This window comes from Micromonospora sp. SCSIO 07396 (genome assembly GCF_053667945.1).
This window is the reverse complement of the sequence record NZ_CM132210.1, coordinates 1827141-1852446: the sequence shown is the minus strand read 5'-3', so window position 1 is coordinate 1852446 and position 25306 is coordinate 1827141. Positions and strand designations below refer to the sequence as shown.

Genomic DNA, 25306 nt, shown 5'->3' with positions numbered 1-25306 from the left:
GGTCACCGGCCCGTCAGGAGTTCGTACAGTTCGCCCAGGCGCTGCCCCTGGCGTGCGATGTCGGCGAGGGGAACGTCCCGGCCGAACCGGCGGGCGAAGTCGCCGCGCAGCCGGGCGAAGTCGAGCGAGTCGAGGCCGAGATCGCTGAGCCGCTGCGACTCGTCCCAGCGGTGCACGTACGCACCGAGGAAGTCGCGGATGTGGTCGGCGGTCGGCAGTCCACCCGCCGCTGCGGCCCCTGGCCCGGCCCGGTCCGGGGGGCGGTCCTGCGGTGCCTGCTCCCCCAGGTCGTAGGCGGCCAGGTGCAGACCGGTGGCGGTGCCGGCCAGCAACCCGCCGACCACCTGACCGAACAGCCGCAGCGCGGCCCCGGTGGGCAGCGGTGTCTCGCCCGCCGACCGGGCCGCCGCGAGCGCCCGCGCGTGGCCCGCCGCCATTCCCACCTCACCCCAGGTGCCCCAGGCGACGGACGCCACGGCCGGTCCTGCGGCGGGCGTCGCCCACGTCACCGCCGCGTCGAGCCACCCGTTCGCCGCCGCGTAGTTCGCCTGGCCGGCCGCGCCGAACAGCGCGCTCGTGGACGAGAAGGCGACCATCCAGCGGGTGCCGGCCACCCGTGCCCACTCGACGAGGCGGTCCCAGGCGAGTTTGGGCGCGAGCACCGCCGGGAGTCGACCGGGGTCGAGATGGCGCACCAGGCCGTCGTCGAGCGCCCCGGCGAGGTGCACCACGCCGGCGAAGCCGCCGAGACGTCCGAGGTCGGCCAGGCCGTCACCGGTGGTGAGGTCCACCCGCGCGAACCGTACGCCGGGCCGCAGTGTGCCCGGGTCCGTCCGGCCGGTGACCACCACCCGGCCGGGGGTGACCCGCTGGTGGTGCAGCAGCCAGTCGGTGACGGCCCGGCCGATGCCACCGGTGCCGCCGACCAGCAGGACGTTGCCGCCCGTGGCGCCCAACGTGCCGGCCGGTAGGTCGGGCTGGTCGATCGGGATACGGCGCGGTGCGAGCAGAACGCCGTCGTGGGCACGCAGATCGGGCTCGGTGAGGCCGGCCGGCAGCTCGGGTGTCGCCTCGTCCGTGTGGTAGCGCAGCACGGTGAGCCCCGTCTCCTCGTGCGGAAGACAGCGGCTCATCGCCGCGGCCAACCCGCCGTACCGGTCGACGGGCAGCACCAGGACCAGCCGACCCCGGGCCTCGACGCCGGCGAGGTGACGCAGCACCGACAGCAGGGCGGCACCACCGTCGTGCGTCGTCGGGCAGTGCAGGACGGCGACAGCCTCCGGGCCGGTCAGCGCCGCCGTCAGCAGTGCGGCGGTCTCCGGCCTGCCGAGTTCAGCCCGCGGCAGGTCCGGGACGGTCGCCGGCCGGACGGCCCCGACCGGCAGCCAGCGGATGTCGTACAGCCGGCCGCCGCTGCTCGACGGTACGAGCCGGTCGAGGAACGCGACCAGGCCGGCGAGGACGTCGGCGCGGTGCCGCACCATGAAGTCGTGACCGCCCTCGTGCCCCCTGGTCTCGACGATCGGGCTCGTCGTGATGTCGGCCCAGCCGTCGGCCGCCCCGGCCGGGAACGACACGTCGGTGCTGCCGTGGTGCACCTGCACGGGGCAGTCGAGGCGTCGACCCCGGACGGCGACCCGGGCGGCGTGCCGGGCGTCGCGGGCCAGGTCCTCGTGCAGCCGGGGCAGCACCTCCGCCTGCCAGCGTGGATCGGCACGCAGCTCGTCCGGCGCCAGGAGGTAGCCCTCGACCGGCAATTCGTCACCGGGCTGCGGTGCGGTGAGCGGAGCCCGGCCGACCACACACACGGCGTCGACCCGGCCGTCCGCCGCCCAGTGGGCCAGGTCACCGGTGAGCAGGTCGACGACGTGGGAGGCGCCGGAGCTCAGGCCGCAGAACGCGACAGGCGCGTCCCCGGCGTCGGCTTCGATCCGCGCCGCCAGGTCGGCTGCGGTGGGGTCCACGGCGACGACGTCGAGCCAGTCGGGTGCCGTGTGGGCCCAGGAGCGGAACATGTCGGGGGTGCCACCGGCGTACGGGAAGCAGTACAGCCGCACCCGGCCGGCCGGCCGGTCGGCGAACCGGGTCAGCGGGCCCGCGCCGGCTCCGGTCGGGGTCGGCAGGGGGTCGACGTACACCGACGCCTCGGGCCGTGTCCAGTGACTCGTGGGCGCGAACCGGTACGTCGGCAGCGCCCGGCGCACCGCCGGCGGCACGGCGGGAGCGCCGTCGTGGAGCGCGGCGAAGTCGAGGTCGACGCCGTGACACCACAGCTGCCCGAGCGCGCTGAGCAGGCCCGTCTCGTCGTCGGCGGGGTCGGCGAGCGTCGCCAGCGTGCGGGCGGCGCTGTCGGGGTGGGCCGCCAGGCACTTGGCCGACAGCGTGGTCAGCACCGTGCCGGGCCCGATCTCGACGAGGATGTCGGGCTCCCAGCGCAGCAGCGTGTCGACGGACCCGCGCCACCGCACCGGCGCGAGGGCGTGCTCCGCCCAGTACTCGCCGGGCCGGTAGCCGGCGTCGAACCAGGCGCCGGTCACGTTGCTGACGACGGGGACGGCGGGAACCCGTGGTGCGAACCGGCCGGCGGCCTCGGCGAGGCGGTCGGCGACCGGTGCCATCAGCCCGCTGTGGAAGGCGTGCGAGACGGGCAGGGCCCGGCAGGAGAACCCGATGTCGGACAGTTCCGCCGCGGCGGCACGCAACACGGTGGACGGGCCGGAGAGCACCGTCCGGCCGGGGGCGTTCTCGGCGGCCAGCCAGAGGTCGGTACGGCCGGACAGCCAGTGGGCGAGCCGCTGCTCGTCGCCGTGCACACCGAGCATGCCGCCGGCCCCCTGCGGCCCCGGGGCCAGCCGCTCGGTCGCCGTTGCCCGCACCGCCACCAACTCGGCGGCCTCGTCGAGGTCGAGCAGCCCGGACACGGCCGCGGCGGCGTACTCGCCGATGCTGTGTCCGGCCACCGCGACCGGGACGACGCCGACGTCGACGAGGGTGCGCGCGAGGGCGTACCCGACGGCGAAGAGCCCGCACTGGGTCGTCAGCGGGCGGCGCACGGACCTCTCGTCGGCACCGAGGATCAGCTCGCCCGGGTCGACGTCCAGGTGCCCGGCGAGGTGCGCACACGCCTCGTCGAACAGGCGGCGGAACCGGCCGCCGTCGACCCGGCCCCGACCCAGCGAGCGCGCGGTGGCGGCCCGCTGGGATCCCTGTCCGGAGAAGCAGAACGCGACGGTGGCCGGCCGTCCACCGTGGCGCGGCACGGCGGTGCCGAGCGCGGCGGCGGCGGTGGGCCGGTCGATGACGACCGCGGCGCGCCACGGGTGGGACTCCCGGGTGAGGTGCAGCGCCCGGGTCGCGGCGGCGAGGTCACCGTCGGACACCTCGGCCAGGTGGGCGGCGACGGCCGCCGCCTGACGCGGAAACGACTCCTCGTCGCGCGCGGACACGGTCGCCAGCTGCGGTGCGTACCGGAGGACGTCGTCGCCGGACGCCCGCTCCGCGGTGGGGCCCACGGCGTCGGCACCGACGAACTCCTCCAGGATCACGTGGGCGTTCGTGCCGCCGATGCCGAAGCTGGAGACCCCGGCCCGGCGGGGCAGTTGCCGCTCCGGATCGACCACGGTCCAGGGCCCCAGTGTGGTCCGCACGGTGAACGGCGAACCGTGCGTGTCGACCAGGTCGACCAGCTTCGGATTGAGCGTGTCGTGGTGCACGGTGGGTACCAGGGTGCGGTGGTGCAGGCTGAGCACCGTCTTGATCAGGCCGGTGATGCCGGCGGCGCAGTTGGCGTGCCCGATGTTGCCCTTCACGCTGCCGATCGCGCAGCTCCCGGTGACCGGCTCCGCGCCGTCGCGGTGTTCCTCGAACGCGGCACGCAGCCCGGCGAGTTCGATCGCGTCACCGACGTGCGTGGCGGTGGCGTGGCACTCCACGTACGAGATCTGGTCGGAGGTGACGCCGGCCATGGCGATGGCGTCGGAGATGCACCGTGCCTGCGCCTGCGCGCTCGGCGCGGTGTAGCCGGCCTTCATCCGCCCGTCGTTGGAGACGCCGTATCCGGTGAGCACCGCCCACACCGGGTCGCCGTCGGCCAGCGCGACATCCAGCCGCTTCAGCACCACCGCACCGACCGCGTCGCCGAACAGGGTGCCGCTCGCCGCCGCGTCGAACGGGCGGACCACGCCGTCGACGCTGCCGACGAGACCTTCCTCGTAGCGGTAGCCGAAGTTCGGGAAGGTGAGCGCCGAGGCACCGGCCACCGCCATGTCGCACTGGCCGGTGGCGATGGACTGCGCGGCCTGGGCCACGGCGACCAGCGCGCTGCTGCACGCCGACGTCACGGTGACCGCGGGGCCACCGAGGTCGAGCAGGTACGCCACCCGGGTGGCGATGTAGTCCTTCTCGTTGCCGATCTCGGTGAGGAACACCCCGACCGGGTCCAACGGCTCGGTCAGGCCACCGCCACGCAGGTGGTGGATCAGGTAGCCGTCGATGCCGCAGGCCGCGAAGACACCTGTCCGTTCCCGGTAGGGGTTGTCCCGGCGGGCGTAGCCGGCCTGTTCGAGGGCGGTCCACGCGGTCTCGATGAAGACCCGGTGCTGCGGGTCCATCAGGACCGCTTCCCGCTGTCCGATGCCCCAGAACGCGGCGTCGAAGGTGTCCGCGCCGTCGACGAGCTGGGCGGCGGGCACCCATCCGGGGTGGCCCAGGACCTCCTCCGCGACGCCCTTGTGCCGCAGCTGTTGTGGGGTGAGCACGGTGAGCGAGTCGGTGGCGGCGCACAGGTTCGCCCAGAACGTGTCGATGTCGTCCGCCCCGGGGAACCGGCCGGCCATCCCGACGACGGCTATCCGGGTTTCCCCACTGCCCGTGGTCCGGGCCCGCCGGGTCCGCTCGGCGACGCCGGTCCCGCCCGCGCAGCGGGCGGCCATCATCCGCAGCGTCGGGGCCTGGAAGATGTCGACGACCGGGAGCGCGATCCCGAACCGGCTGGCGAGCACCCCCGAGAGGCGGGCGGCGCTGAGGGAGTCGCCGCCCACGGCGAAGAAGCTGTCGTCGATGCCGGGTGTGCTGCCGAGCACCTCCCGCCAGGCGGCGGCGATCCGCCGCTCGACGGAGTTGAGCGGGTCGGCGGCCGTCTCCTCGGGCACCGGCGCGGCGGGCGGGGGCGGCAGCGCGGTCAGGTCCAGCTTGCGGGCGTCGCCGCCGCTGACCGGCATCGCGGCGAGGCCGACGAGGTGTCGCGGCCGGGCGTATTCGGGCAGTTCGCGGGCGGCCCGGCGGCGCAGTCGGGCGAGCACGGTCGGCGTCGGTTCACCGGTGGCCCCCTGCACGTAGGCGACGAGTTCGGCGGGTTGACCGGTGCGCCGGTCGGGCACGGGCCGCACCACGACGCGGGCGACGCCGTCCTCCTCGGCGAGCACGTGTTCGACCGTGCGCAGCGAGACCTTGAAGCCCCGCACCTTCACCACGTCACCGGTCCGACCCAGCACCTCCCACTCGCCGTCGGGGCGCAGCCGGGCGCGGTCGCCGGTGCGGTAGAACGTGGACGTGGCGAACGGGGTGCCGGCGAACACGTCGGGGGCGGCCACGAACCGCTCGGCCGTCTTCGCGGGATCGTCGAGGTAGCCGGTGGCCACCCCGGGCCCGGCGACGAGCAGTTCACCGACGCCGCCGCGGGGCACCGGTCGACCGGTGTCGTCCAGCAGCACCGCCGCGCTGCCGTCGAGCAGCCGCCCGACGGGCGCGAAGGGGGAGACCGGTCCGTCGCGGGCGGGCACCAGGTCGGCGTACGAGACGTCGAGGCTCTCCCAGGTGCTGTACGCGTTGACCAGCCGGACCCCGGGCGGCATGAGCGCGACCGCCTTGTCGACGATCCGGGTGGGCACCACCTCGCCCATCAGGAACACGATCTCCATGTGGGCCAGGTCGCGGGCCACGGCCGGTCCGGTGAGCGGGTGGTCGAGCAGACCCTCGAACAGGGAGGGCGTCACCACGATCCGGGTGATCCGCTGCTCGTGCAGGGTGGCCAGGAGGCGTACCGGGTCGACGATGTGGTCGTCCGGGATGATGACGGCCGGGCGGCCACTGAGCAGGGGACGTAGGCATTCCCATGCGAGAAAGACGTGGAGTCCGTCGCGCGACCCTGCGGTGTACGGGTAGCGGGCCTCCCGCGCGTCGAAGCAGTACAGGCAACCGAGATGGGTGTTGAGGACGGCCTTCGGTGTGCCGGACGTGCCGCTGGTCATCGAGATCAGGGCGATGTCGTCCGGAGCGGCCCGGCCGAGGACGGGTACGGGGCCCGGGGCCGGCGTCGCGTCCAGCACCAGGGTGGGGTATTCCGTCGGCACCGTCGCGGCGAGCTGCGGCGTGGTGACGACCATCTGGACCTGGGCGCTGGCCAGGAACTGGGCGAGCAGGGTGCCGGGCCAGTTCTGCTCCAGCAGGCAGGCCGGCGAGCCGAGACCGAAGCAGGCGAGCAGGGCCACCGGGTACTCGGCGGTGTGGGGCAGCAGCAGGCCGACGACGTCGCCCGCCCCGACACCGCGTGCGGCCAGCGCGCCGGCGACCGCGGTGGCGTGGTCGCGCAGCTCCCGGTAGGTCCACCGGCGCGGGGTCTGCAGCAGCGCGAGAGCGTCCGGGGTCGCGTCGACGCGCGCCTCGAAACGCTGCCAGACGCTCTCGGCGGGCGGGGGGTACGGCGGCCCGGCGAGTACGACGCTGGGGCCGACCGCGGCCCGCACCGCGTCGAGGCGGTCGGTGATGTCGGCGAGGAGGGCGGCGCGCTCACCCAGGGTGAAGAAGTGCCCGCCGGCGAACGTCCGGAGGTCGGGTGTCCTGCCGAGATCGGTGCTCCAGCCGGCGAGTTCGGCGGCGGTGACCGTCGGGTCGTCGGTGCCGGCGTAGACGACGCAGGAGATCTCCTCCGGCAGCGCGCCTGCCGGGGCGACGGCGGCCTCGTCGAGGGCCAGGTCGGCGCGGAGCGGGGGCAGCATCAGGGCGAGCAGGTCCGGATCGGCCAGCAGGTCGGCGGGGACCAGCCCCCACTGTCGTACCAGGTGGACGAGGTCGTCGTCAGGGAGGTCGGCTGTCGGTCGCGCCGGCGGCAGGTGCGGTGCGCGGTGCGCGGACAGCATCAACAGCCGGGGCACGCGCAGTCCGCGCTCCGCGAGCCTGCGGCACACCTCGAACGCGACGAGCGCCCCGAAGCTGTGCCCGAAGAACGCGAACGGGGCGCCGTCGTCCAGTCGGTCGACGAGGGTGACGAGGTCGTCGACCAACCGGGCGCGGTCGGTGTAGGAACGGTGGTCGGTGACGCCGGCCGGGTGCCGTTGGTCGGCGGGGGTGCGTCGCTGACCCCGGTCCGGCAGCGCGAAGCTGACGACCTCGACGTCGGCGGGCAGGCCGGCCGGCCATTCGGCGAAGCTCTGCGGACCGCCGCCGGCGTGGGGGAAGGCGAACAACCGCAGTGCCACGTCGTCGCGCCGCACGAAGACAATGGGCTCGACGTCAATGTTTACCGAAGAGCCCCCACTGACGACTGACACCCAACGGTCCCCGTTTTCATCGACGCCAAGCTATACCGAGCCACAGTAGACGGAGCCGACTACGGCCGCAAGATGCACCACGCAATACCGGATCGGAACAGCTTTCGGCATTCACATGTCACGGGTCACAGTTCACCTGCCGGAAACACAGGAATATCTATTCAACCTATCGGCATAATAGATATTGAAGCCTTGTTTGCACTGCTCATCAACCTTGACACCGATGTCATGCCGCCGTTGACAGTCGCCTTCCACCAGCGTGGAAGCAAATTCCGTTCCGTGGAATTCCCGCGCCCAGGACGGATACCCGCGTGCCGCCGCAGCCCGGCCGCAGATCGGCTCGACACGCGACCGGCATCCGGACCAGGCGCAGTCCACACCGGAATCGACATTTCGGAGGGATGGCCGGTAATGGGCGCACCCAAACGCCGGCAGCGACCCCAGCCGGGTAAAACGGACGTTATTCCCGCACTGTTCCGGCCCAGCGGAATTCACCCATCCGACACCGGTCGGCGGCAGGTCGGGGCACCGGGACGGCACCGCACGGCTGATCGGCGTCGGTCCCACCCCGGCCCTGCTGCGGCGCCGCTCGCGGTCGTGGCCGGCTGCGCCGGCGGGAACGGGCCCGGCGACGGAGGGTCGAGACGGAGGCGATTCAGGCCCTGGCCGGGATGCGACTCAGGGCCGGGGCGTCCACGGGCGCAGGGCGACCTCGGTGGCCTGCTGGAGGGACGCCCGGATCGTGGCCGGGTCGGCGCGGCGGCGCGGGTCCTCCAGGAGCGTGGTCAGGGCGGCGGTGGCCGCGCCGACGAACGCGCCGACCAGGGCGGCGGCGCTGACCTCGTCGAGGCGGTCGGGATAGGCGGCGGCGAGGTGCCGGGCGATCTCGCGTTGACTCTCCCACTGCAGCTGCAGGGCCCGACCCCGGACGGCGGGCACCTCCATGGTCAGCCGGATCCGCAGCGCGGCGAGCGGACCGGTCATGTCCCCGCTCTCGTCGTTGGCCTGCCGCAGCGCACGCAACAGCACCTCGGCCGGTTCCTCGTCCGGCGACCGGCCGGCGATGGCCTCGACCGCGACGCGCACCCGACGATCGGCCTCCGGGAAGAGCAGATCCTCCTTGCTCGGGAAGTAACTGAAGAAGGTACGGGTGCCGATGTCGGCGGCGGCGGCGATCTCGGCGATGGTGGTCGCCTCGTAGCCCTGGCGTCCGAACAGGTCGACGGCGGCGTCGACAAGCGCTTGGCGGGTGCGGGCCCGCTTGCGGTCGCGGAGGGACATCGGCACACCGTACCGCACCGAACGCAAATCTGCACTCATTGCATTTCTGCACTGAGTGCGGAAAAGTTCGGGCATGCGTACCGTACTCATCTCCGGGGCCGGCGTGGCCGGCCCGACCCTCGCCTACTGGCTGGCCCGCGCGGGATGGCGGCCCACGGTGGTCGAACGCGCGGCCGGGCAGCGCTCCAGCGGCAACCCGGTCGACGTCCGCGGACCGGCCCTGCCGGTGGTCGAACAGATGGGCCTGGTGGACGCTCTGCGGGCGGCGGCCACCCACGCCACCGGCCTGCGGATCGTCGACCCGGCGGGTCGGCCCGGTCGCCGCATCGCGATGCCCGCCACCCGCAGCCCGACCGGCACCACGGAGATCGAGGTGCCCCGCGCCGACCTCGCCCGCATCCTGCACGACGCGGCCCGCGACGACGCCGAGTTCCGGTACGACGACACCGTCACCCGACTCGACCAGGACCCCGACGGGGTGGACGTCACCTTCGCCACCGGCCCGCCCCGCCGGTTCGACCTGGTCGTCGGCGCGGACGGGCTGCACTCGACGGTCCGCCGGCTCGCCTTCGGCCCGGAGCGCGACGTCGTCCGCCACCTCGGCCTCTACGTGGCCACCACACCGCTCGGCGAGGCACCGGAGCACCCCTACGACGTCCTGCTGCACAACACACCGGGCCGGCTCGTCGCGATCCACCCGGTCCGGGGCGAGGCGGGGGTCGCCTTCATCTTCCGGCACCCCGCCGTCGCCGACTTCGACCACACCGACACGGCCCGGCACCGGCAGCTCCTCACCGACGCGTACGCCCGGGAACGTGGCTGGCGGATCCCCGAGCTGCTGGCCCGGGCCCGACAGGCGGACGACCTCTACTTCGACGCGGTCACCCGGGTGGTGCTGCCGTGCTGGTCCAGCGGGCGGGTGACGCTGCTCGGCGACGCGGCGGCCTCGGTGTCGTTGTTCGGCGACGGGTCGAGCCTGGCCATCGCCGGGGCCCGTACCCTGGCCGCCGCCCTCGCCGGGAACGAACCCGCCGCCGCCCTGCGCCGCTACGAGGCCGAGCACCGACGCCGCACCGACCGGCGCGGGCGGACCACCGGCCTCGTGGCGTCGGTGCTGGTCCCGAGGAGTCGCCCGGGTGTCGCCGTCCGCAACGCGCTCGCCCGGTTGCTGCCGGCCGGCTGACCCCGGGAGGGCACCCCGACGACGCTGCCCACCCGCGCCGCCGGGGCACCGGACGGATGCCCGCCGCCCGTACGATTTCCCCGTGCGCGAGCTGCTGCGGTCCTGGTGGCGTGAGCCCCGCCCGGCGCGTCCGGAACCACCCGGGTGGCGTGACGGGACACTGGTCGCCCTGCTGGTGGCGGCGGCGCTGGTGGAGGGGCTCATCCGGTGGGGCAGCCTGCCGCAGCCGGCGGCCGTGCCGGTCCTGATCGGCGTCGGTCTCGCCCCGGTCCTGCTGTGGCGGCGGAGCCGGCCGCTGCTCGTGACGCTTGTCGCCTTCCCGGTCTGCGCCGTGGGCGAGATCCTCGTCGGTGGCGACCTCGGCCTGCACACGCTTGCCTACCTGCTGCTGGCGGTGTTCGCGCTGACCCGCTGGGGGTCGGGGCGGGAGGCCGGATTCGGCGTGGCCCTCGTCGCCGCGAAGATCACCTGGTCGACCGTGGTCGGTCACCTCGGCCCGGACGACGCCCTCGCGGGGGCCGGGGTGGTCGCGGCGGCCCTCGCGGTCGGGGCCGCGCTGCGGTGGCGGGAACGGGCCCGGCGACGGGAGGTCGAGCAGGTGACGCTGCGCGAGCGGGAACGGCTGGCCCGCGACCTGCACGACACGGTCGCCCACCACGTGTCCGCGATAGCCGTCCGGGCCCAGGCCGGGCTCGCCCTGATGCAGACCCATCCCCCGGCCGCCGCTGAGGCGTTGCGGCTGATCGAGACGGAGGCGAGCCAGGCGCTGACCGAGATGCGCGCCCTGGTCCGGGCCCTGCGCCGCGACGAGCCGGCCGACCGGCTGCCGAGCCCCCGCATCGCCGACCTGCGGCAGTTGGCGGGTCGGACCGGTGACGGGCCGGCCGTCGAGGTGGACCTGGTCGGCGACCTGGACGGCCTGCCGGCCCCGGTGGCGGCCACGATCTGCCGGCTGGCCCAGGAGTCGGTCACCAACGCCCGCCGGCACGCCCGGGACGCGACCCGGATCACCGTCCGGGTGGTGGCCGACGGGGAGACGGTGCGGCTGCGGGTCAACGACGACGGTGTCGGCCCCCCGACACCCGGACGCGACGGCTACGGGCTGGTCGGGATGCGGGAACGGGCCCACCTGCTCGGCGGCTCGCTCGACGCCGGCCCCGAGGAGGACCACGGGTGGACGGTCACCGCCGCACTGCCCCGGGCCGTGGCATGAACGGCGGGACCCGGGTACGGGTGCTCGTGGCCGACGACCAGGAGATCGTGCGGACCGGGCTGGCGATGATCCTCGCCGCCCAACCCGACGTCGAGGTGATCGGCGAGGCGGCCACCGGGCAGCGGGCGGTCGAGCTGGCCCGGCGGCTGCGCCCCGACGTGTGCCTGTTCGACATCAGGATGCCCGGCGTGGACGGGATCGAGGCGACCCGGCTGCTGGCCGGGCCGGGGGTCGCGGACCCGATGGCGGTGGTGGTCATCACGACCTTCGACCTGGACGAGTACGTCTACGCCGCGCTGCGCGCCGGCGCCCGGGGCTTCCTGCTCAAGGACTGCGGCCCGGCCCTGCTCGCCCAGGCCGTCCACGCGGCGGCCGCCGGGGACGCGCTGATCGCGCCGCAGGTCACCACCCGGCTGCTCCGGGCGTTCGCCGACGCCGGCCCGGCCACCCCGCCCCGCCAGCCGGTCGAGCGGCTGACCGACCGGGAGGAGCAGGTGTTGGGCGCGGTGGCCCGGGGACGCACCAACACCGAGATCTCCGCCGAGCTGCACATCACGCTGAGCACGGTCAAGACGCACGTCGCCAGCCTGATGGCGAAGCTGGGTGCCCGTAACCGGGTCGAGGTCGCGATGTGGGCGTACGAGACCGACCGGCTGCGCGGCGGCTGAGGCCGACCTCCGCCGATTCCCTCCATGGTGGATGGCCACCGAAAGTACGGTCGACGAACCCGACCATCGGCCGGCACGACGGCGGCCCGTGGACCGATGAGCCGGCCGGGTCAGGTCGCCATGCTCGGATCATGACGACGCGACGACGGGACTGGCCCCTCCTCACCGGGCTCATCGCGCTCAGCGCGCTGCCCACCCTCGGCAGCGCGCTGCGGGTGGCCGCCCTCGCCGGTGGGGCCGAGGTGACCGCCGCCAACGAACGTTTCTTCGCCGCGCCGGTCCCGGTGCTGCTGCACATCGCCGCCGCCGTCACGTTCAGCCTGCTGGGGGCGTTCCAGTTCGCCCCAGGGTTCCGGCAGCGTCACCGGGCCTGGCACCGCCGGGCGGGCCGGGCGCTTGTCGTTTGTGGACTGGTGGTGGCCGCGACCGGGTGGTGGATGAACGCCACCTATCCGCTGCCAGCCGGCGACGGCCCGCTGCTCATGGTGCTGCGCTACCTGTTCGCCGCCGGCATGTTCGTCGCCGTCGCCGCCGGGTTCGTGGCCGTCCGGCGGCGACGGCTGCCCCAGCACCGGGCCTGGATGATGCGGGGCTACGCGGTCGCGCAGGGCGCGGGCACCCAGGGCGTGCTGCTGTCGACCTGGGCGCTGGCGGTGGGGCCGACGACCGAGCTGTCCCGGGCGCTGCTCATGGGGGCGGCCTGGACGCTCAACCTGCTCGTCGCCGAGTGGCTGATCCGCAGGCGGCGGCCCGGCACGGTCCCGGCGACCCGCCCGACGACGCTCGCCGCCACCGGCTGAGCGCAGACGGGACGGGACCGTCCCCTCCGGGGTTGGCCGGTCGGCGGGTCAGGCGAACCGGTCGGCGAGCGCGGTCAGCTTGGCGACGTACGCCGGCCACTGCTGGTCGTCGATGACCTGCGGGCTCTCCCGCCGCCAGCCGACCGTCGCGTCGTGCTGCTCGCGCATGATGTCGGCGTGGCCGGCATGCCGGGCGAGATCGCAGGTCACGTGGATGATGATCTGGTGCAGGGTCACGTCCTGGTGCCCCGGCCGCCACCACGGCACCCGCCCCGGCGCGTCGAGCGGCAACTCGGCGATCGTCTGGTCGGCGAACCCGGCCACCCGGCGGTACAGGTCGATCAGGCCGTCCTTCGTCTCGTCCGCCCGCGCGTACCAGTCCGCCTGCGGTTCCTCGTCGTACGCGGCCATGGGGACCAGTTCGTCGGGCGACGGGAACTCCCGGCCGAAGGTGGGGCCGAAGTAGCCGGCCTCGACGTTCAGGCAGTGCTTGAGCAGACCCAGCAGGTTGTTGCCAGTGGCGGTGCGGGGCAGCCGGGCCTCGCGTTCGTCGAGCCCCTCCAGCTTCCACACCAGGTCGTCGCGGGTGGCCTGGAGGTAGTGCCGCAGTGCCGCCTTCGGATCGTCCCGTTCCGTCATGCCCGGCAGTCTCCCCCACCGGTACGACACGAGGGCGGGCCCGTCGCGGCAAACAGCTTCCTGACAGTCGACGGTGATGCTGGGCCCCGGCGGGATCGCCGCAGAGCTGACCGGAGGCGGGACGATGAGGAAGCAACTGATGGCTGCGCTGTGCAGCGGCGTACTGCTGGTCGGCGGGTGCTCGACCGCCGAGAAGGCTCCACCCGCCGCCGGCAGCACCGGTGGGGCGGAGGTGGCCACCCTCCAGACCGGCGCGCCCACCCCCACCGTGTCGGCGACGCCGGCACAGGCCGAGCGGCCACGGGAACGCCTCGACGACACCCCGGAGGACAAGAAGGAACGCCTCAAACCGTACATGAAGTGCCTGAGCGAGCACGGCGTCGACGTCACCAGACGGCGCAGCGACGGCACCGGCGCGGACGGGACCAGCAAGGCGGGCAAGGCGTGTGAGCATCTGATGCCACTGCCGCCGTGGGAGTTCGACCCGGCCAACCCGGAGGCGAAGGACTTCGCCCGGGACGTGGTGAAGTGCCTCAAGGACAAGGGCGTCCGGTACGTCGAGGTGGGCGCCGACGGCACGGGCTGGGCCTTCGGCGGCAAGAACAACGACTCCGAGTCGATCTCCAAGGGGTTGAAGTACTCCCCGGCGTGTGAACGCGAGGTCGCCGCGAAGCGCAAGTAGCCGTACCACCAGGCGGCGTCGCCCTCCCCCGGGCGACGTCGCCGACGGTCGTCCGCTGGCGATCGTGCCAGCGGTTTGTCAGGAACCGGTCAGGACCGGACATGACCTTTTTCTCACGATCGTCGGTTCTCCCCGCCACCCGCCCGCCGAGCTGCGCACCGACCGGGAGGTGCCCGGTGTCACCGCCTTCCGCCCGATCCTCGACCCCCCTGACCTGCTCTATATTCCCCAGCATGTGCGCACACGTGATGCTCGCGGAGGACGATCCGCGGCAGGCCGAGGCGCTGCGCCGCTACCTCACCGCAGCGGGCCACCGGGCGACCGTCGTGGCCGACGGCGAGACCGCGCTGCGCCAGGCCCGGGAGCAGGCGTTCGACCTTCTCCTGCTCGACGTGATGCTGCCGAAACTGGACGGCATGCAGGTCTGCCGGATCCTGCGGCAGGAGTCGGACGTGCCGGTGCTGATGCTGACCGCGCGGTCCGCCGAGGACGACCTGCTGCGCGGGCTGGACCTGGGCGCCGACGACTACATGACCAAGCCGTACAGCCCGCGTGAGTTGGTGGCCCGGGTGCGCACCCTGCTGCGGCGGGTGCGTACGACGCCCCAGGAGTCACCGGTGCACCGGCTCGGACGGCTCACCGTCGACGAGTCCCGACGCCTGGTCACCGCCGGGGACACCACGGTCGACTGCACCGCCGGTGAGTTCGCCATCCTCGCCGCGATGATCCGGCAGCCCGGCCGGGTGTTCAGCCGGGTACAACTGCTCGAACACACCCGGGGCGTCGACCGGGAGTCGACCGGACGCACCATCGACGTCCACGTGATGAACCTGCGCCGCAAGATCGAGGCGAATCCGCGCCGGCCGCAGCAGCTGCTGACCGTCTACGGCGTCGGCTACAAGCTCAGCGCCGGCACGCCGTGACCCGGCAGCCACGGGTCCCCCTGCACCGCAGCCTGGTGGTGCGGCTGCTGGCCACCTCGCTGCTGGTGGCGGTCTGCGCGATCCTGGCGACGACCTGGCTGGCCGTGCAGTCGACCACGCGGGCGATCCGGCAGGAACAGGGCCGCTCGCTCGCCGACGACAAGAGCATCTACGACACGCTGCTGGACCACGCGGCGACCCACCGGGACTGGGCCGGGGTCGACGCGGTGCTCGCCGAGCGGGCCGACCGGCTGGAACGGCGGATCACCCTGATGACCCCGGACCGGCAGGTGATCGCCGACTCCGCACCGGACGGCCCGTCGTTGCAGACCGCCCGGCCGTCGGCGACCGTCGACCCGTTGCAGGTCGACCTGGGGCTGACCGGCGGGACCGAGCGGGTCGATCCGCGCGCGGTCGGGCCGTACCGGCTGACCAAGCGGGAGAGCAACACCACCCGGGAGATGGCCGAGCGGCAGCTCGGCTGCGTACGCGCCGAGTCCCGGGCGGACGCGCGGGTCGTGGTGGATCCGGCCGGCCGCGCCTCGGTACAGGTGAGCGACCCGAAGGACCGGGGCATCGTCGGGTTCTGTCTGCCCGACGAGCTGACGAGCCCGATGCCGAGCGAGGTCGCCGGGATCGCCCAGTTGGAGACCCTGACCAAGACCTGCCTGCGGGAGCTGGGCGCACCGACCCGGGTCGAGATCCGGGCCGACCGGACCGCGGTACCGAGCCGCGACGCCAGCTTCGACCGGCAGATCGACGGCTGCCTGCGGCAGGCCCGGACGGCCCAGCTCCGGGCGTACGTGGCACCCCCGGCGCTGCTGTTCGTCACCGACGAGACACAGGGCGGCGCCGAGCCGGTGTTCAACCTGTCCCGGGCCAACGTGGTCCGCATCGCCCAGGTGACCGGCGCGGTGCTGGTGGCCACCGTGCTGATCACCGTGCTGGTCGGGCGGCGGCTGGTCCGGCCGCTGCGGGCGCTCACCGACGCGACCCGCCAGCCGATGGACGAACCGGCCCGGGTGCCGGTGACCACCCGCGACGAGATCGGCATGCTGGCCACCGCGCTCAACGATCTCGCCGCCCGGCGGGAGCAGACCGAGGCGTTGCGCCGGAGCATGGTCAGCGACGTGGCACACGAGTTGCGGACGCCGCTGACCAACATGCGCAGCTGGCTGGAGGCGGCGCAGGACGGTCTGGCGCAGCTCGACACGCAGCTGCTCACCCTGCTGCTCGACGAGGCGCTGCTGCTGCAGCACATCATCGACGACCTGCGGGACCTGGCCGCCGCCGACGCCGGTGACCTGCGGATCCACCGCGAACCGTACTTCGTGGCCGATCTGCTGGAGCAGGTCGTTGAGGCGCACCGGGGCGCGGCCGAGGCGGCCGGGGTCCGGCTGGGCACCTCGGTGGGCACCGATCTGGAGATGGCGGTCGACGGGGCCCGGCTGCGCCAGATCGTCGGCAACATCGTCGCCAACGCGGTGCGGCACACCCCGGCGGGTGGGTCGGTCGTCGTGCGCCTGGAGGTGCGCGACGACCAGCTCGCCATCGCCGTGTCCGACACCGGCACCGGCATCGCCCCCGCCGACCAGGCGAAGATCTTCGACCGGTTCTGGCGGGCGGACGACTCGCGTACCCGCAGCACCGGCGGCAGCGGGCTCGGGCTGTCGATCGCCCGCAAGCTCGCCGAGGCGCACGGCGGCACGATCGGCGTCGAGAGCGTCCCCGGTCGGGGCAGCACGTTCACCGTCCGGCTGCCGATCGTCGTGCCGGCCCGGGGCTGAGGCCACGCCGCCGTCCGTCCCTTCCGACTGAGGCCGGGTGCAGGTGCCGCCGACTTTTACGTTGCAGTTGCACTGCAACCCGCGTACCTTCTTGGCAATGCAGTCGTATTGCAAACGGGAGGCGCAGGTGTCGGTGATCCCCCTGGCGGAGGCACATGCCGGCCTGGTCCCGCTGGTCGGCGGCAAGGCGGCCGGTCTCGGCGAGCTGATCCGCGCCGGCGAACGGGTGCCCGAGGGGTTCTGCGTGACCACCGAGGCGTACCGGGCCGGGGTGGTGCCGCGCGACGAGGTCCGGGCGGCGTACGCGCGGCTGGGCGACGGCCCGGTGGCGGTGCGGTCGAGCGCGACCGACGAGGACCTGCCGGACGCCAGCTTCGCGGGCCAGCACGACACGGTGCTGGACGTCGAGGGCGAGGCGGACCTGGTGGCGGCGATCGGCACGTGCTGGAAATCGCTGCACGGCAGCCGGGCGGCGGCCTACCGCCAGGCACACGGGACCGACCCCGCCGACGTGCAGATGGCGGTGGTGGTGCAACGGATGGTCGCCCCGGTCCGGGCCGGCGTGCTCCACACGGCGAACCCGGTCACCGGCAACCGCACCGAGATGCTCGTCGAGGTCGCGCCGGGCCCGGGTACGACGGTCGTCGACGGCCGCACCGACGTGACCCGCCTCGTCCTGACCGATCCGGCCCACCGTCCGACCGGCGACGCCGAGGGGCGGCCGGAGCCCGGCTGGCACGACGACCTGTGGGCCGTCGGCAGGCGGCTCCAGGCGCACTTCGGCGCGCCCCAGGACGTCGAGTGGGCCCTCGACCGGGACGGGACCCTGTGGGTGCTCCAGTCGCGTCCGGTCAGCACCCTGTTCCCGCTGCCGCCGCAGACCGACGACCTGCGGGTGTACGTCGAGTTCGGCAACGTGCAGGGGATGTTGCGACCGGTCACCCCGATGGGCATGGCCACGCTCCGCCAGCTGATCGCCGCCATGGTCGCCTCGCTCGGCATGCGGGTGGAGATCGTGGACATCGGCGGGCGGCTCTACGGCGACCTGACCGAGCTGGTCCGCCGACCGGCCAGCCGCCGGCGGCTCGTCCGGCTGATGGCCGTCGATTTCGGGCCGCGCGCCCAGGCGGTGATGGAACACGTCCTGCGCGACCCCCGGTTCGCGCCGTCCGGGCACAACTCCCGCCGCCGCCCGGCCGACGCCTCGCTGGGCACGGCGCTGCGGGCCCTGCGGGGCATCCTGCGGGCGCTGGCGCGACCGGACGCGGCACGGCGGCGGCTGGTCGCGGCCGTCGACCGGCTACGGGACGAGGCGACGGCCCCGCCACAGCTGCGGACGGCCCACGAACGGCTGCGCTTCGTCCGCGACCACGGCGACGGCGGTGCCGCCGACGACATCACCTGGCCGATCGTGGCCGGGATGCTCGCCTCGGCCCTGCCCACCCACCTGCTCAAGGGCGTCGCCACCGAGGACGAGATACACGCCGTGCTGCGCGGCGTCCCGCACAACGTGACCATCGAGATGGACCTCGCGCTGTGGGCGCTGGCCAGCGCCGCCCGCGAGCACCGCGAACTGCTCCTCGACACGCCACCGGCCGAGCTTTCGGCCCGCTACCTGCGGGGTGCGCTCCCCGAGATCGGCCTGTCCGGGTTCCTGTCCCGCTACGGCCACCGCGCGGCGGCCGAGGCCGACGTCGGGGTGCCTCGCTGGGCCGAGGACCCCACCCCGGTCTTCGCGGCGATCGCCAACTACCTACGGCTCACCGACCCCGCGCAGGCACCCGACAGGCGCTTCGCCGAGGCCGCCGCAGCAGCCGGGGCCGCGCTCGACGAACTGGCCGCCCGGGTCCACCGACGTCGCCCGGTCCGGGGCCGGATCGCGGTCCTCCTGCTGCGGCGGGCACGACGGCTGGCAGGGCTGCGGGAGGCCGGGAAGTTCGCCGGGCTGTACCGGCTCCGGACCGTACGCGAGCAGTTGCTGCTCATCGGGGCGACGCTGTTCCCGACGGCGGACGACGTCATGTTCCTCACCCTCGACGAGGTCGAGGCGGCCCTCGACGGTGCCGACCTGACCGGGCTGGTCGCCCGACGCCGGGCGACACACCGGCGTGAGCTGCGCCGTCGGGTGGTGCCGGTGGCGCTGCTGTCCGACGGGACCGACGTGGAGAGCACCCTGCCGGCCCCCGCCGACGGGGCCGGTGTGCTGCGGGGGGTGGGAGCGGCGACGGGTAGGGTGACCGGCCCGGCCCGGGTGGTCACCGACCCGGCCACCGCGCACCTCGAACCCGGGGAGATCCTCGTGACGGCCACCACCGATCCGGGCTGGACGCCGCTGTTCCTGACCGCCGGGGCGCTGGTCACCGAGACCGGCGCGATCATGGCGCACGGCCCCACGGTGGCCCGCGAGTACGGCATCCCGGCCGTGATCAGCGTGCCGGGCGCCACCGCACGGATCGTCACCGGTCAGCTGGTCACCGTGGACGGCGCGGCCGGCACCGTGACCACGGCACGGTAGGCCCCCGGTGCCCAGGAAGGTCGATCCCCGTCAACGCCGCACGCTGATCGCGGACGCGCTCATGCGGGTCGCCGCCGACCGGGGTCTGGAGGCGGTGAGTCTGCGGCACGTGGCCGCCGAGGCGGGGGTCTCCGCCGGCATGGTGCAGCACTACTTCACCACCAAGGAGGAGATGATGGCCTTCGCGCTGTCCGTCGTCCGTGACCGGGGTCGGGCCCGGGTCGAGGCGGCGGTCGCGGCGCTCGGGCCGGACCCGCAGCCCCGGCTGCTGCTGCGCACCCTGCTTGCGGCGTTGCTGCCGCTGGACGAGGCGGCACGCGCGGACGGGCGGGTGGCGTTGGCGTTTCTCTCCTGGACCGCCCTGCACCCGGCGGCGACCCCCGGCCTGCGGTCGGACACCGCGCAACTGGTGGAGTTCATCGCCGGGCTGCTGCCGCGTCCACCGGCGTCGGACGCCGCGGCGGGACTGCTGGCGCTGGTGGAGGGGCTGGGGGTGTACCTGCTCGGCGGGCAGTACACCCCGGCGCGGGCGACCGCGGTCCTCGACCACCAGTTGGACCTGCTCTTCGCCTGACCCGACGCCGGTCGGGAGCGGGGTGGACGCCGACGGCGTCCACCCCGGGTGACGTCAGGTGAGCAGGGCCGGGCGCAGCTCGCCGCCCACGTTGATCGTGCCGACCACCCGGTCACCGGTGAGGTCGAAGACGTCGACCGTCCGGTTGGTGCGCATGAGTTCCCGCACCGACGGCGGCAGCGACGGGGGTTCCTTCATCGCCGCCCGGACGTCCCGGGTGGTCGAGATCAGTCGACCCACCAGCGACGCCCCGTCGTGGTCCACCCGCACCCGGCCGTACTCCCAACCGCAGGTGGTGAGGTCGAGGACCTCGAACAGGCGGGCGAGCAGCGGATGCGGGTCGGTCGCCCGGACGAACTGCGCCGCCCGGGTGCCGACCACCGTGGTGGCGGCGGCGACGTGCACGTACGGGTGCAGGCCGCCGGGCAACGCGAACAGCGGCCAGTGCAGCCGGCCGCCTGCCGCACGCCACAGCGGCCGGTAGTTGCGCCGGTCCACCGGGAACCGCTGACCGGTACGCCGGTACAGCTCCGCCGTCTGGGCCGACAGGTCCGCGTGGGCCGCGTCGGCGAACTCACCGACGATCGCCGCCGCCACTGCCAGGCCGTCGCCGTCGTCGAGCAGCCGGACCATCCCCGCCACCTGGTCGGACGGTCGGACGGCCAGGTGCGCGCCGAAGCGTTGCCGCACCTCGGCCGACAGCGCCGCCTGCCGGACCGGATCGTCCTGGACCTGCCGGCCCCCGCCGCCGAGCACCCGCCCGAGCCATCCCATGTCGCCTCGTCTCCGCCGCCGTCACCGACCGCAGCCATGCTAGTGCGCCCTGCGTCAGGGATAGCTCACGCCGGTCAGTTCCTCGGCCGTCGTCCACAGCCGACGGCCGACGGCCGGGTCGGTGGCCTCCCGGCTGGCCCGTACCTCGGTGGCCGGCCCCCAGGTCTGGAAGAGGCGGGCCGGGCCGAAGAACTGGCCACCGCGCACCGCCGGGTCGGTGGCGGCGCGCAGCTGGGGCAACGCACCCTGCTCGACCGACTGGGTGGCCAGCAGGCTGAGCCGGGCCAACACCCGGCCGGACCGGCCCTGGTGGGACCAGGCCCGGGGGGTCAGGTTGGTGCGGGTGACGCCGGGATGCGCCAGCACGCTGAGCACCGGTGATCCGGCGTCGCGCAGCCGGCGGTCCAGTTCGATGCCGAAGACGGTGGTGGCGAGCTTGGATCGGCCGTACGCGGTGGAACCCCGGTAGCCACGCTCGACCATCAGATCGGTGAAGTCCAGGTGTGCGTTGCGGTGGGTGATCGAGCTGAGGCTGACCACCCGGGCCGCCCGCGCGGCGGCCAGGTTGCCCAGCAGCAGGCCGGTCAGCGCGAAGTGCCCCAGCAGGTTGGTGGCCAGATGCAGCTCGTGGCCGTCGACGGTGGTGCGGCGCGGGCCGAGCAGCACCGCACCGGCGTTGTTGACCAGCAGGTCGATCCTCGGATGGTCGGCGGCCAGGGCCGCCGCGAACTCCCGTACCGAGGCCAGCGAGGCGAGGTCCAGCTCGCGTACCTCGACGTCGCCGCCCATGCTGCGGGCGGCCCGCCGGCCGGCGGCGGTGTCGCGGACGGCGAGCACGACCTGCGCGCCCCGGTGGGCCAGCGCGGTGGCGGTGACCAGACCGAGGCCCGAGTTCGCGCCGGTCACCACGACGGTGCGGCCACGCTGGTCGGGAATGTGGTCGGCGGTCCAGGTCATCTGCTGCTCCTGAGCGGTCGGGGGTGGGAGCACCGACGCTACGGACCGGCCGGGCGGACTCCGTCGTAGCCGGTTGCCTAGGTCCCGCAGACCTACCCGCGCCGGTCCGGGCCGCGTCACACTGGCGACATGACCCATCCGTACGCCCGTGAACTCGGTGACTTCCTGCGCGCCCGGCGCGGCCGGCTGCACCCCCGGGACGTCGGCCTGGAGCCGGGCGGCCGACGCCGGGTCACCGGGCTGCGCCGCGAGGAACTGGCGCTGCTGGCCGGGTTGAGCACCGACTACTACCAGCGGATGGAACAGGGCCGGGAGGTTCGCCCGTCCGACGACGTGCTGGACGGGCTCGCCGCCGCGCTCGGCCTCGACGACGACGAACGCCGGCACCTGTTCACCCTGGCCCGCGCCGCCCGCCGGCCGGTGCCCGCCCGGGTCGACCACGGCCCGGAGCGGGTGCCGGAGAGCACCAGGCGGTTGCTGCGCGTGATGGACACCCCGGCGGTGGTACTCGGCCGTCACCTGGACCTGCTCGCCTGGAACGCGTGGGCGGTGGCGCTGCTCGGTGACCCGGCGGACCACCCGCCGGACCGGCTCAACATGCTGCTGCTGATGTTCGACGAGGCGGCGGCCCCGGTGCGGCGCTGCGCGGCCTGGGAGCAGCAGGCCATGGACTACATCGGCATGATGCGCGCCGCCGTCGCCACGGACCCCACCCATCCCCGGGCCACCGCCGTCGTCGGTGAGCTGAGCATCCGCAGCGCCGAGTTCCGGCGGCTGTGGTCCCGGCACGACGTGCGCGGTTCGGTCAGCGGCACCAAGACCTTCCAGGTCCCCGAGGTCGGCGACATCGTCCTGGACTGGGACACCTACCCGCTGCCCGGCAACCCCGGCCCGGTCATGCTGGTCTTCACCGCCGAGCCGGGCAGCGCCGACGCCGACGCGCTGCGGCTGCTGGCGTCACTGCGGGCCACCGGCCGCTCGGGTGAGAGTTATCTGACACGCCGACGCGACATCTAGTGTTGCCTCTCCCCCATCTACGCCATATATGGTGTGCCACGCAGCTGGTTCGGCCGGGCCCGGTGGTCCGGTCGAGGCAACAGGGAACCCGGTGGGAATCCGGGACTGCCCCGCAGCGGTAAGTGGGAACGACCGCCGTCATCGAGCACTGGACCGCGAGGTCTGGGAAGCGACGGCCAGTAGGCGACCGACCCCGGTCACGCCCGCGAGTCCGAAGACCTGCCAGTGCGCCGTGCGCTGCTGCGCGCGGCGGTCGGAGGTCGCGCGGGACGACCGACGCCAGCACCCGGGCCGGCCGTCGCGCCGCGCCCGTTGGCGTTCTCCCGCGTCCCGATGGCCATCGGTGACAGCGAGGAGAGGTCATGACGAGCACAGCGCAGAGCCCACCGTCCGACGTCGACGGCGCGCAGCCACGCCGGCCCGCGATGCGGGTCCGCAAGCGCGACGGCGACACCGAACCGGTGGACGTCAACCGGATCGTCACGGCCGTCGCCAGGTGGGCCACCGACCTGGACGAGGTCGACCCGCTGCGGGTGGCCACCCGGACGATCAGTGGCCTCTACGACGGGGCGACAACGGCCGAGCTGGACAAACTGTCGATCCAGACGGCGGCCGAGCTGATCGGCACGGAACCGCAGTACTCCCGGCTGGCGGCCCGGCTGCTGGCCGCCTACGTGGACGAGGAGGTCCGCGGGCAGGAGGTGACCTCCTTCAGCGAGTCCATCCGGTACGCCCACGGCCTCGGCCTGATCGCCGACGACACCGCCGCGTTCGTGGCCCGGCACGCCAGTCAACTCGACGACGCCGTCGACCCGGCCGGTGACCTGCGGTTCGAGTACTTCGGACTGCGTACGGTGGCCGACCGCTACCTGCTGCGGCACCCGCGGTCACGGCTGGTGGTGGAGACCCCGCAGTACTGGCTGCTGCGGGTGGCCTGCGGGCTGTCCGGCACGCCCGACGAGGCGGTCGGGTTCTACCGGCTGATGTCGTCGCTGGCCTACCTGCCGAGTTCCCCGACGTTGTTCAACTCGGGCACCCGGCACACCCAGATGTCGTCGTGTTTCCTGGTCGACTCGCCGCGCGACGAACTGGACTCGATCTACGAGCGCTACCACCAGGTGGCGAAGCTGTCGAAGTTCTCCGGCGGCATCGGCATCTCCTTCACGCGGGTACGTGGCCGGGGGGCGCTGATCCGAGGCACCAACGGCCGGTCCAACGGGATCGTGCCGTTCCTCAAAACCCTCGACGCCGGGGTCGCGGCGGTCAACCAGGGCGGCCGGCGCAAGGGGGCGGCCTGCGTCTATCTGGAACCGTGGCACCCGGACGTCGAGGAGTTCCTGGAGCTGCGGGACAACACCGGTGAGGAGGCCCGGCGCACCCACAACCTCAACCTGGCCAACTGGATCCCCGACGAGTTCATGCGCCGGGTCGAGGCCGACGGCGACTGGTCGCTGATCGACCCGTCGGATGCCCCGGAGCTGCCCGACCTGTACGGCGAGGAGTTCGACGCCGCGTACCGGGTCGCCGAGAAGAAGGCGGTCCGCACGGTCAAGGCCCGGGACCTGTACGGGCGGATGATGCGCACCCTGGCGCAGACCGGCAACGGGTGGATGACGTTCAAGGACCGGTCGAACCGGTTGTCCAACCAGACCGGCGTGCCGGGCAACACGATCCACCTGTCCAACCTGTGCACCGAGATCCTGGAGGTCAACAGCGACACCGAGACGGCGGTGTGCAACCTGGGGTCGGTCAACCTCGGCGCGCACCTCACCGGCGACGGTGTCGACTGGGAGAAGCTGCGCGCCACGGTCCGCACGGCGGTGGTGTTCCTGGACCGGGTGATCGACATCAACTACTACCCGGCCGAACAGGCGGCGGCGTCGAACCCGCGCTGGCGGCCCGTCGGGCTGGGGCTGATGGGTTTGCAGGACGCGTTGTTCGCGCTGCGCCTGCCGTTCGACTCGGCCGGGGCCCGGGAGTTGTCCACCCGGGTCCAGGAGGAGATCTTCCTGACCGCCCTGGAGACGTCGACCGGTCTGGCCGAACGGTTCGGCGCGCACCCGGCGTACCCGCAGACCCGGGCGGCCCGGGGCGACCTGCACCCGGACCTGTGGGGGGTGGAGCCCACCCAGACCGCGCGCTGGGCGGCGTTGCGCACCCGGATCGCGGCGCACGGCCTGCGCAACTCGCTGCTGGTGGCGATCGCCCCGACCGCCACGATCGCGTCGATCGCCGGCTGCTACGAGTGCATCGAGCCACAGGTGTCCAACCTGTTCAAGCGGGAGACCATGTCCGGGGAGTTCCTCCAGATCAACACCTATCTGGTACGCGAGCTGAAGGCACGCGGCCTGTGGACGCCGGAGATCCGCGACCAGATCAAGCGGGCCGAGGGGTCGGTGCAGGGGATCGTCGACCTGCCCGCCGAGGTGCGGGAGCTGTTCCGTACCGCGTGGGAGCTGCCGCAGCGGGCGCTGATCGACCTGGCCGCCGCGCGGGCACCCTACATCGACCAGTCGCAGTCGCTGAATCTGTTCCTCAGCGCGCCGACCATCGGCAAGTTGTCCTCGATGTACCTGCACGCCTGGAAGTCCGGGCTGAAGACCACATACTACCTGCGGTCGCGTCCGGCGACCCGGATCCAGCAGGCCACCGTCACCGTCGCCCCGGTCGTCGCGGCCGACGCCGAGGCGCTGGCCTGTTCCCTGGAGAACCCCGAGAGCTGCGAGGCGTGCCAGTGACCACCGTC

The 25306-nt window shown here is 73.7% G+C and carries 16 protein-coding genes and 1 riboswitch; of the genes, 11 read left to right on the top strand and 5 right to left on the bottom strand.

Going from position 1 to position 25306, the window contains the following annotated elements; all coding sequences use genetic code 11:
- Positions 1-2 precede the first annotated feature (2 nt).
- Together ACWCHM_RS08025 and ACWCHM_RS08020 are read right to left on the bottom strand one after the other, a co-directional pair.
- A complete protein-coding gene (locus ACWCHM_RS08025; RefSeq protein ID WP_454221899.1) occupies positions 3-7490 on the bottom strand; it encodes a beta-ketoacyl synthase N-terminal-like domain-containing protein in 7488 nt (2495 codons plus the stop codon).
- A gap of 735 nt (positions 7491-8225) precedes the next feature.
- Positions 8226-8828, bottom strand: coding sequence for a TetR/AcrR family transcriptional regulator (locus ACWCHM_RS08020; protein ID WP_204961530.1), 603 nt, complete (start codon positions 8826-8828; stop codon positions 8226-8228).
- 73 nt (positions 8829-8901) lie between these two features.
- On the opposite strand from ACWCHM_RS08020, the gene ACWCHM_RS08015 reads away from it, so the two are divergent.
- From ACWCHM_RS08015 to ACWCHM_RS08000, 4 genes are all read left to right on the top strand, one after another.
- Positions 8902-10011, top strand: a complete 1110-nt coding sequence (locus ACWCHM_RS08015) for an FAD-dependent monooxygenase (RefSeq protein ID WP_454221898.1) — start codon at positions 8902-8904, stop codon at positions 10009-10011.
- 82 nt (positions 10012-10093) lie between these two features.
- The gene (locus ACWCHM_RS08010) at positions 10094-11224 is read left to right on the top strand and encodes a sensor histidine kinase (protein ID WP_454221897.1); all 1131 of its coding nucleotides are present in this window, start codon (positions 10094-10096) and stop codon (positions 11222-11224) included.
- Positions 11221-11892 (top strand): response regulator, encoded by a 672-nt coding sequence (locus ACWCHM_RS08005; RefSeq protein WP_204961527.1) that lies wholly within the window; start codon positions 11221-11223, stop codon positions 11890-11892. Before ACWCHM_RS08010 ends, ACWCHM_RS08005 begins: the two co-directional genes overlap by 4 nt.
- A gap of 131 nt (positions 11893-12023) precedes the next feature.
- Positions 12024-12692: a DUF2306 domain-containing protein gene (locus tag ACWCHM_RS08000; RefSeq protein WP_454221896.1), complete on the top strand. Its 669-nt coding sequence runs from the start codon at positions 12024-12026 to the stop codon at positions 12690-12692.
- A 48-nt stretch (positions 12693-12740) separates the two neighbouring features.
- On the opposite strand, the gene ACWCHM_RS07995 is transcribed toward ACWCHM_RS08000, so the two are convergent.
- On the bottom strand, positions 12741-13331 hold the full coding sequence (locus tag ACWCHM_RS07995; protein ID WP_454221895.1) for a DinB family protein: 591 nt from the start codon (positions 13329-13331) through the stop codon (positions 12741-12743).
- Positions 13332-13455: 124 nt separating this feature from the next.
- On the opposite strand from ACWCHM_RS07995, the gene ACWCHM_RS07990 reads away from it, so the two are divergent.
- From ACWCHM_RS07990 to ACWCHM_RS07970, 5 genes are all read left to right on the top strand, one after another.
- The gene (locus ACWCHM_RS07990; protein WP_454221894.1) at positions 13456-14013 is read left to right on the top strand and encodes a hypothetical protein; all 558 of its coding nucleotides are present in this window, start codon (positions 13456-13458) and stop codon (positions 14011-14013) included.
- A gap of 233 nt (positions 14014-14246) precedes the next feature.
- Positions 14247-14936, top strand: a complete 690-nt coding sequence (locus ACWCHM_RS07985) for a response regulator transcription factor (protein ID WP_204961519.1) — start codon at positions 14247-14249, stop codon at positions 14934-14936.
- Positions 14933-16723, top strand: a complete 1791-nt coding sequence (locus ACWCHM_RS07980) for a sensor histidine kinase (RefSeq protein ID WP_421488038.1) — start codon at positions 14933-14935, stop codon at positions 16721-16723. Before ACWCHM_RS07985 ends, ACWCHM_RS07980 begins: the two co-directional genes overlap by 4 nt.
- Before the next feature lie 127 nt (positions 16724-16850).
- Positions 16851-19238: a PEP/pyruvate-binding domain-containing protein gene (locus ACWCHM_RS07975; RefSeq protein WP_454221893.1), complete on the top strand. Its 2388-nt coding sequence runs from the start codon at positions 16851-16853 to the stop codon at positions 19236-19238.
- A gap of 7 nt (positions 19239-19245) precedes the next feature.
- Positions 19246-19812 (top strand): TetR/AcrR family transcriptional regulator, encoded by a 567-nt coding sequence (locus tag ACWCHM_RS07970; protein WP_204961516.1) that lies wholly within the window; start codon positions 19246-19248, stop codon positions 19810-19812.
- A gap of 54 nt (positions 19813-19866) precedes the next feature.
- On the opposite strand, the gene ACWCHM_RS07965 is transcribed toward ACWCHM_RS07970, so the two are convergent.
- Positions 19867-20586 (bottom strand): hypothetical protein, encoded by a 720-nt coding sequence (locus ACWCHM_RS07965; RefSeq protein WP_281896346.1) that lies wholly within the window; start codon positions 20584-20586, stop codon positions 19867-19869.
- Positions 20587-20640: 54 nt separating this feature from the next.
- Positions 20641-21543 (bottom strand): oxidoreductase, encoded by a 903-nt coding sequence (locus ACWCHM_RS07960; protein WP_454221892.1) that lies wholly within the window; start codon positions 21541-21543, stop codon positions 20641-20643.
- 129 nt (positions 21544-21672) lie between these two features.
- Between ACWCHM_RS07960 and ACWCHM_RS07955 the strand changes: the two genes are divergently transcribed.
- Positions 21673-22560 (top strand): helix-turn-helix transcriptional regulator, encoded by an 888-nt coding sequence (locus ACWCHM_RS07955; protein WP_204961513.1) that lies wholly within the window; start codon positions 21673-21675, stop codon positions 22558-22560.
- A gap of 27 nt (positions 22561-22587) precedes the next feature.
- Positions 22588-22801, top strand: a riboswitch (cobalamin riboswitch).
- A 121-nt stretch (positions 22802-22922) separates the two neighbouring features.
- On the top strand, positions 22923-25298 hold the full coding sequence (locus ACWCHM_RS07950) for a ribonucleoside-diphosphate reductase subunit alpha (RefSeq protein WP_204961512.1): 2376 nt from the start codon (positions 22923-22925) through the stop codon (positions 25296-25298).
- The last annotated feature ends 8 nt before the right edge of the window (positions 25299-25306 follow it).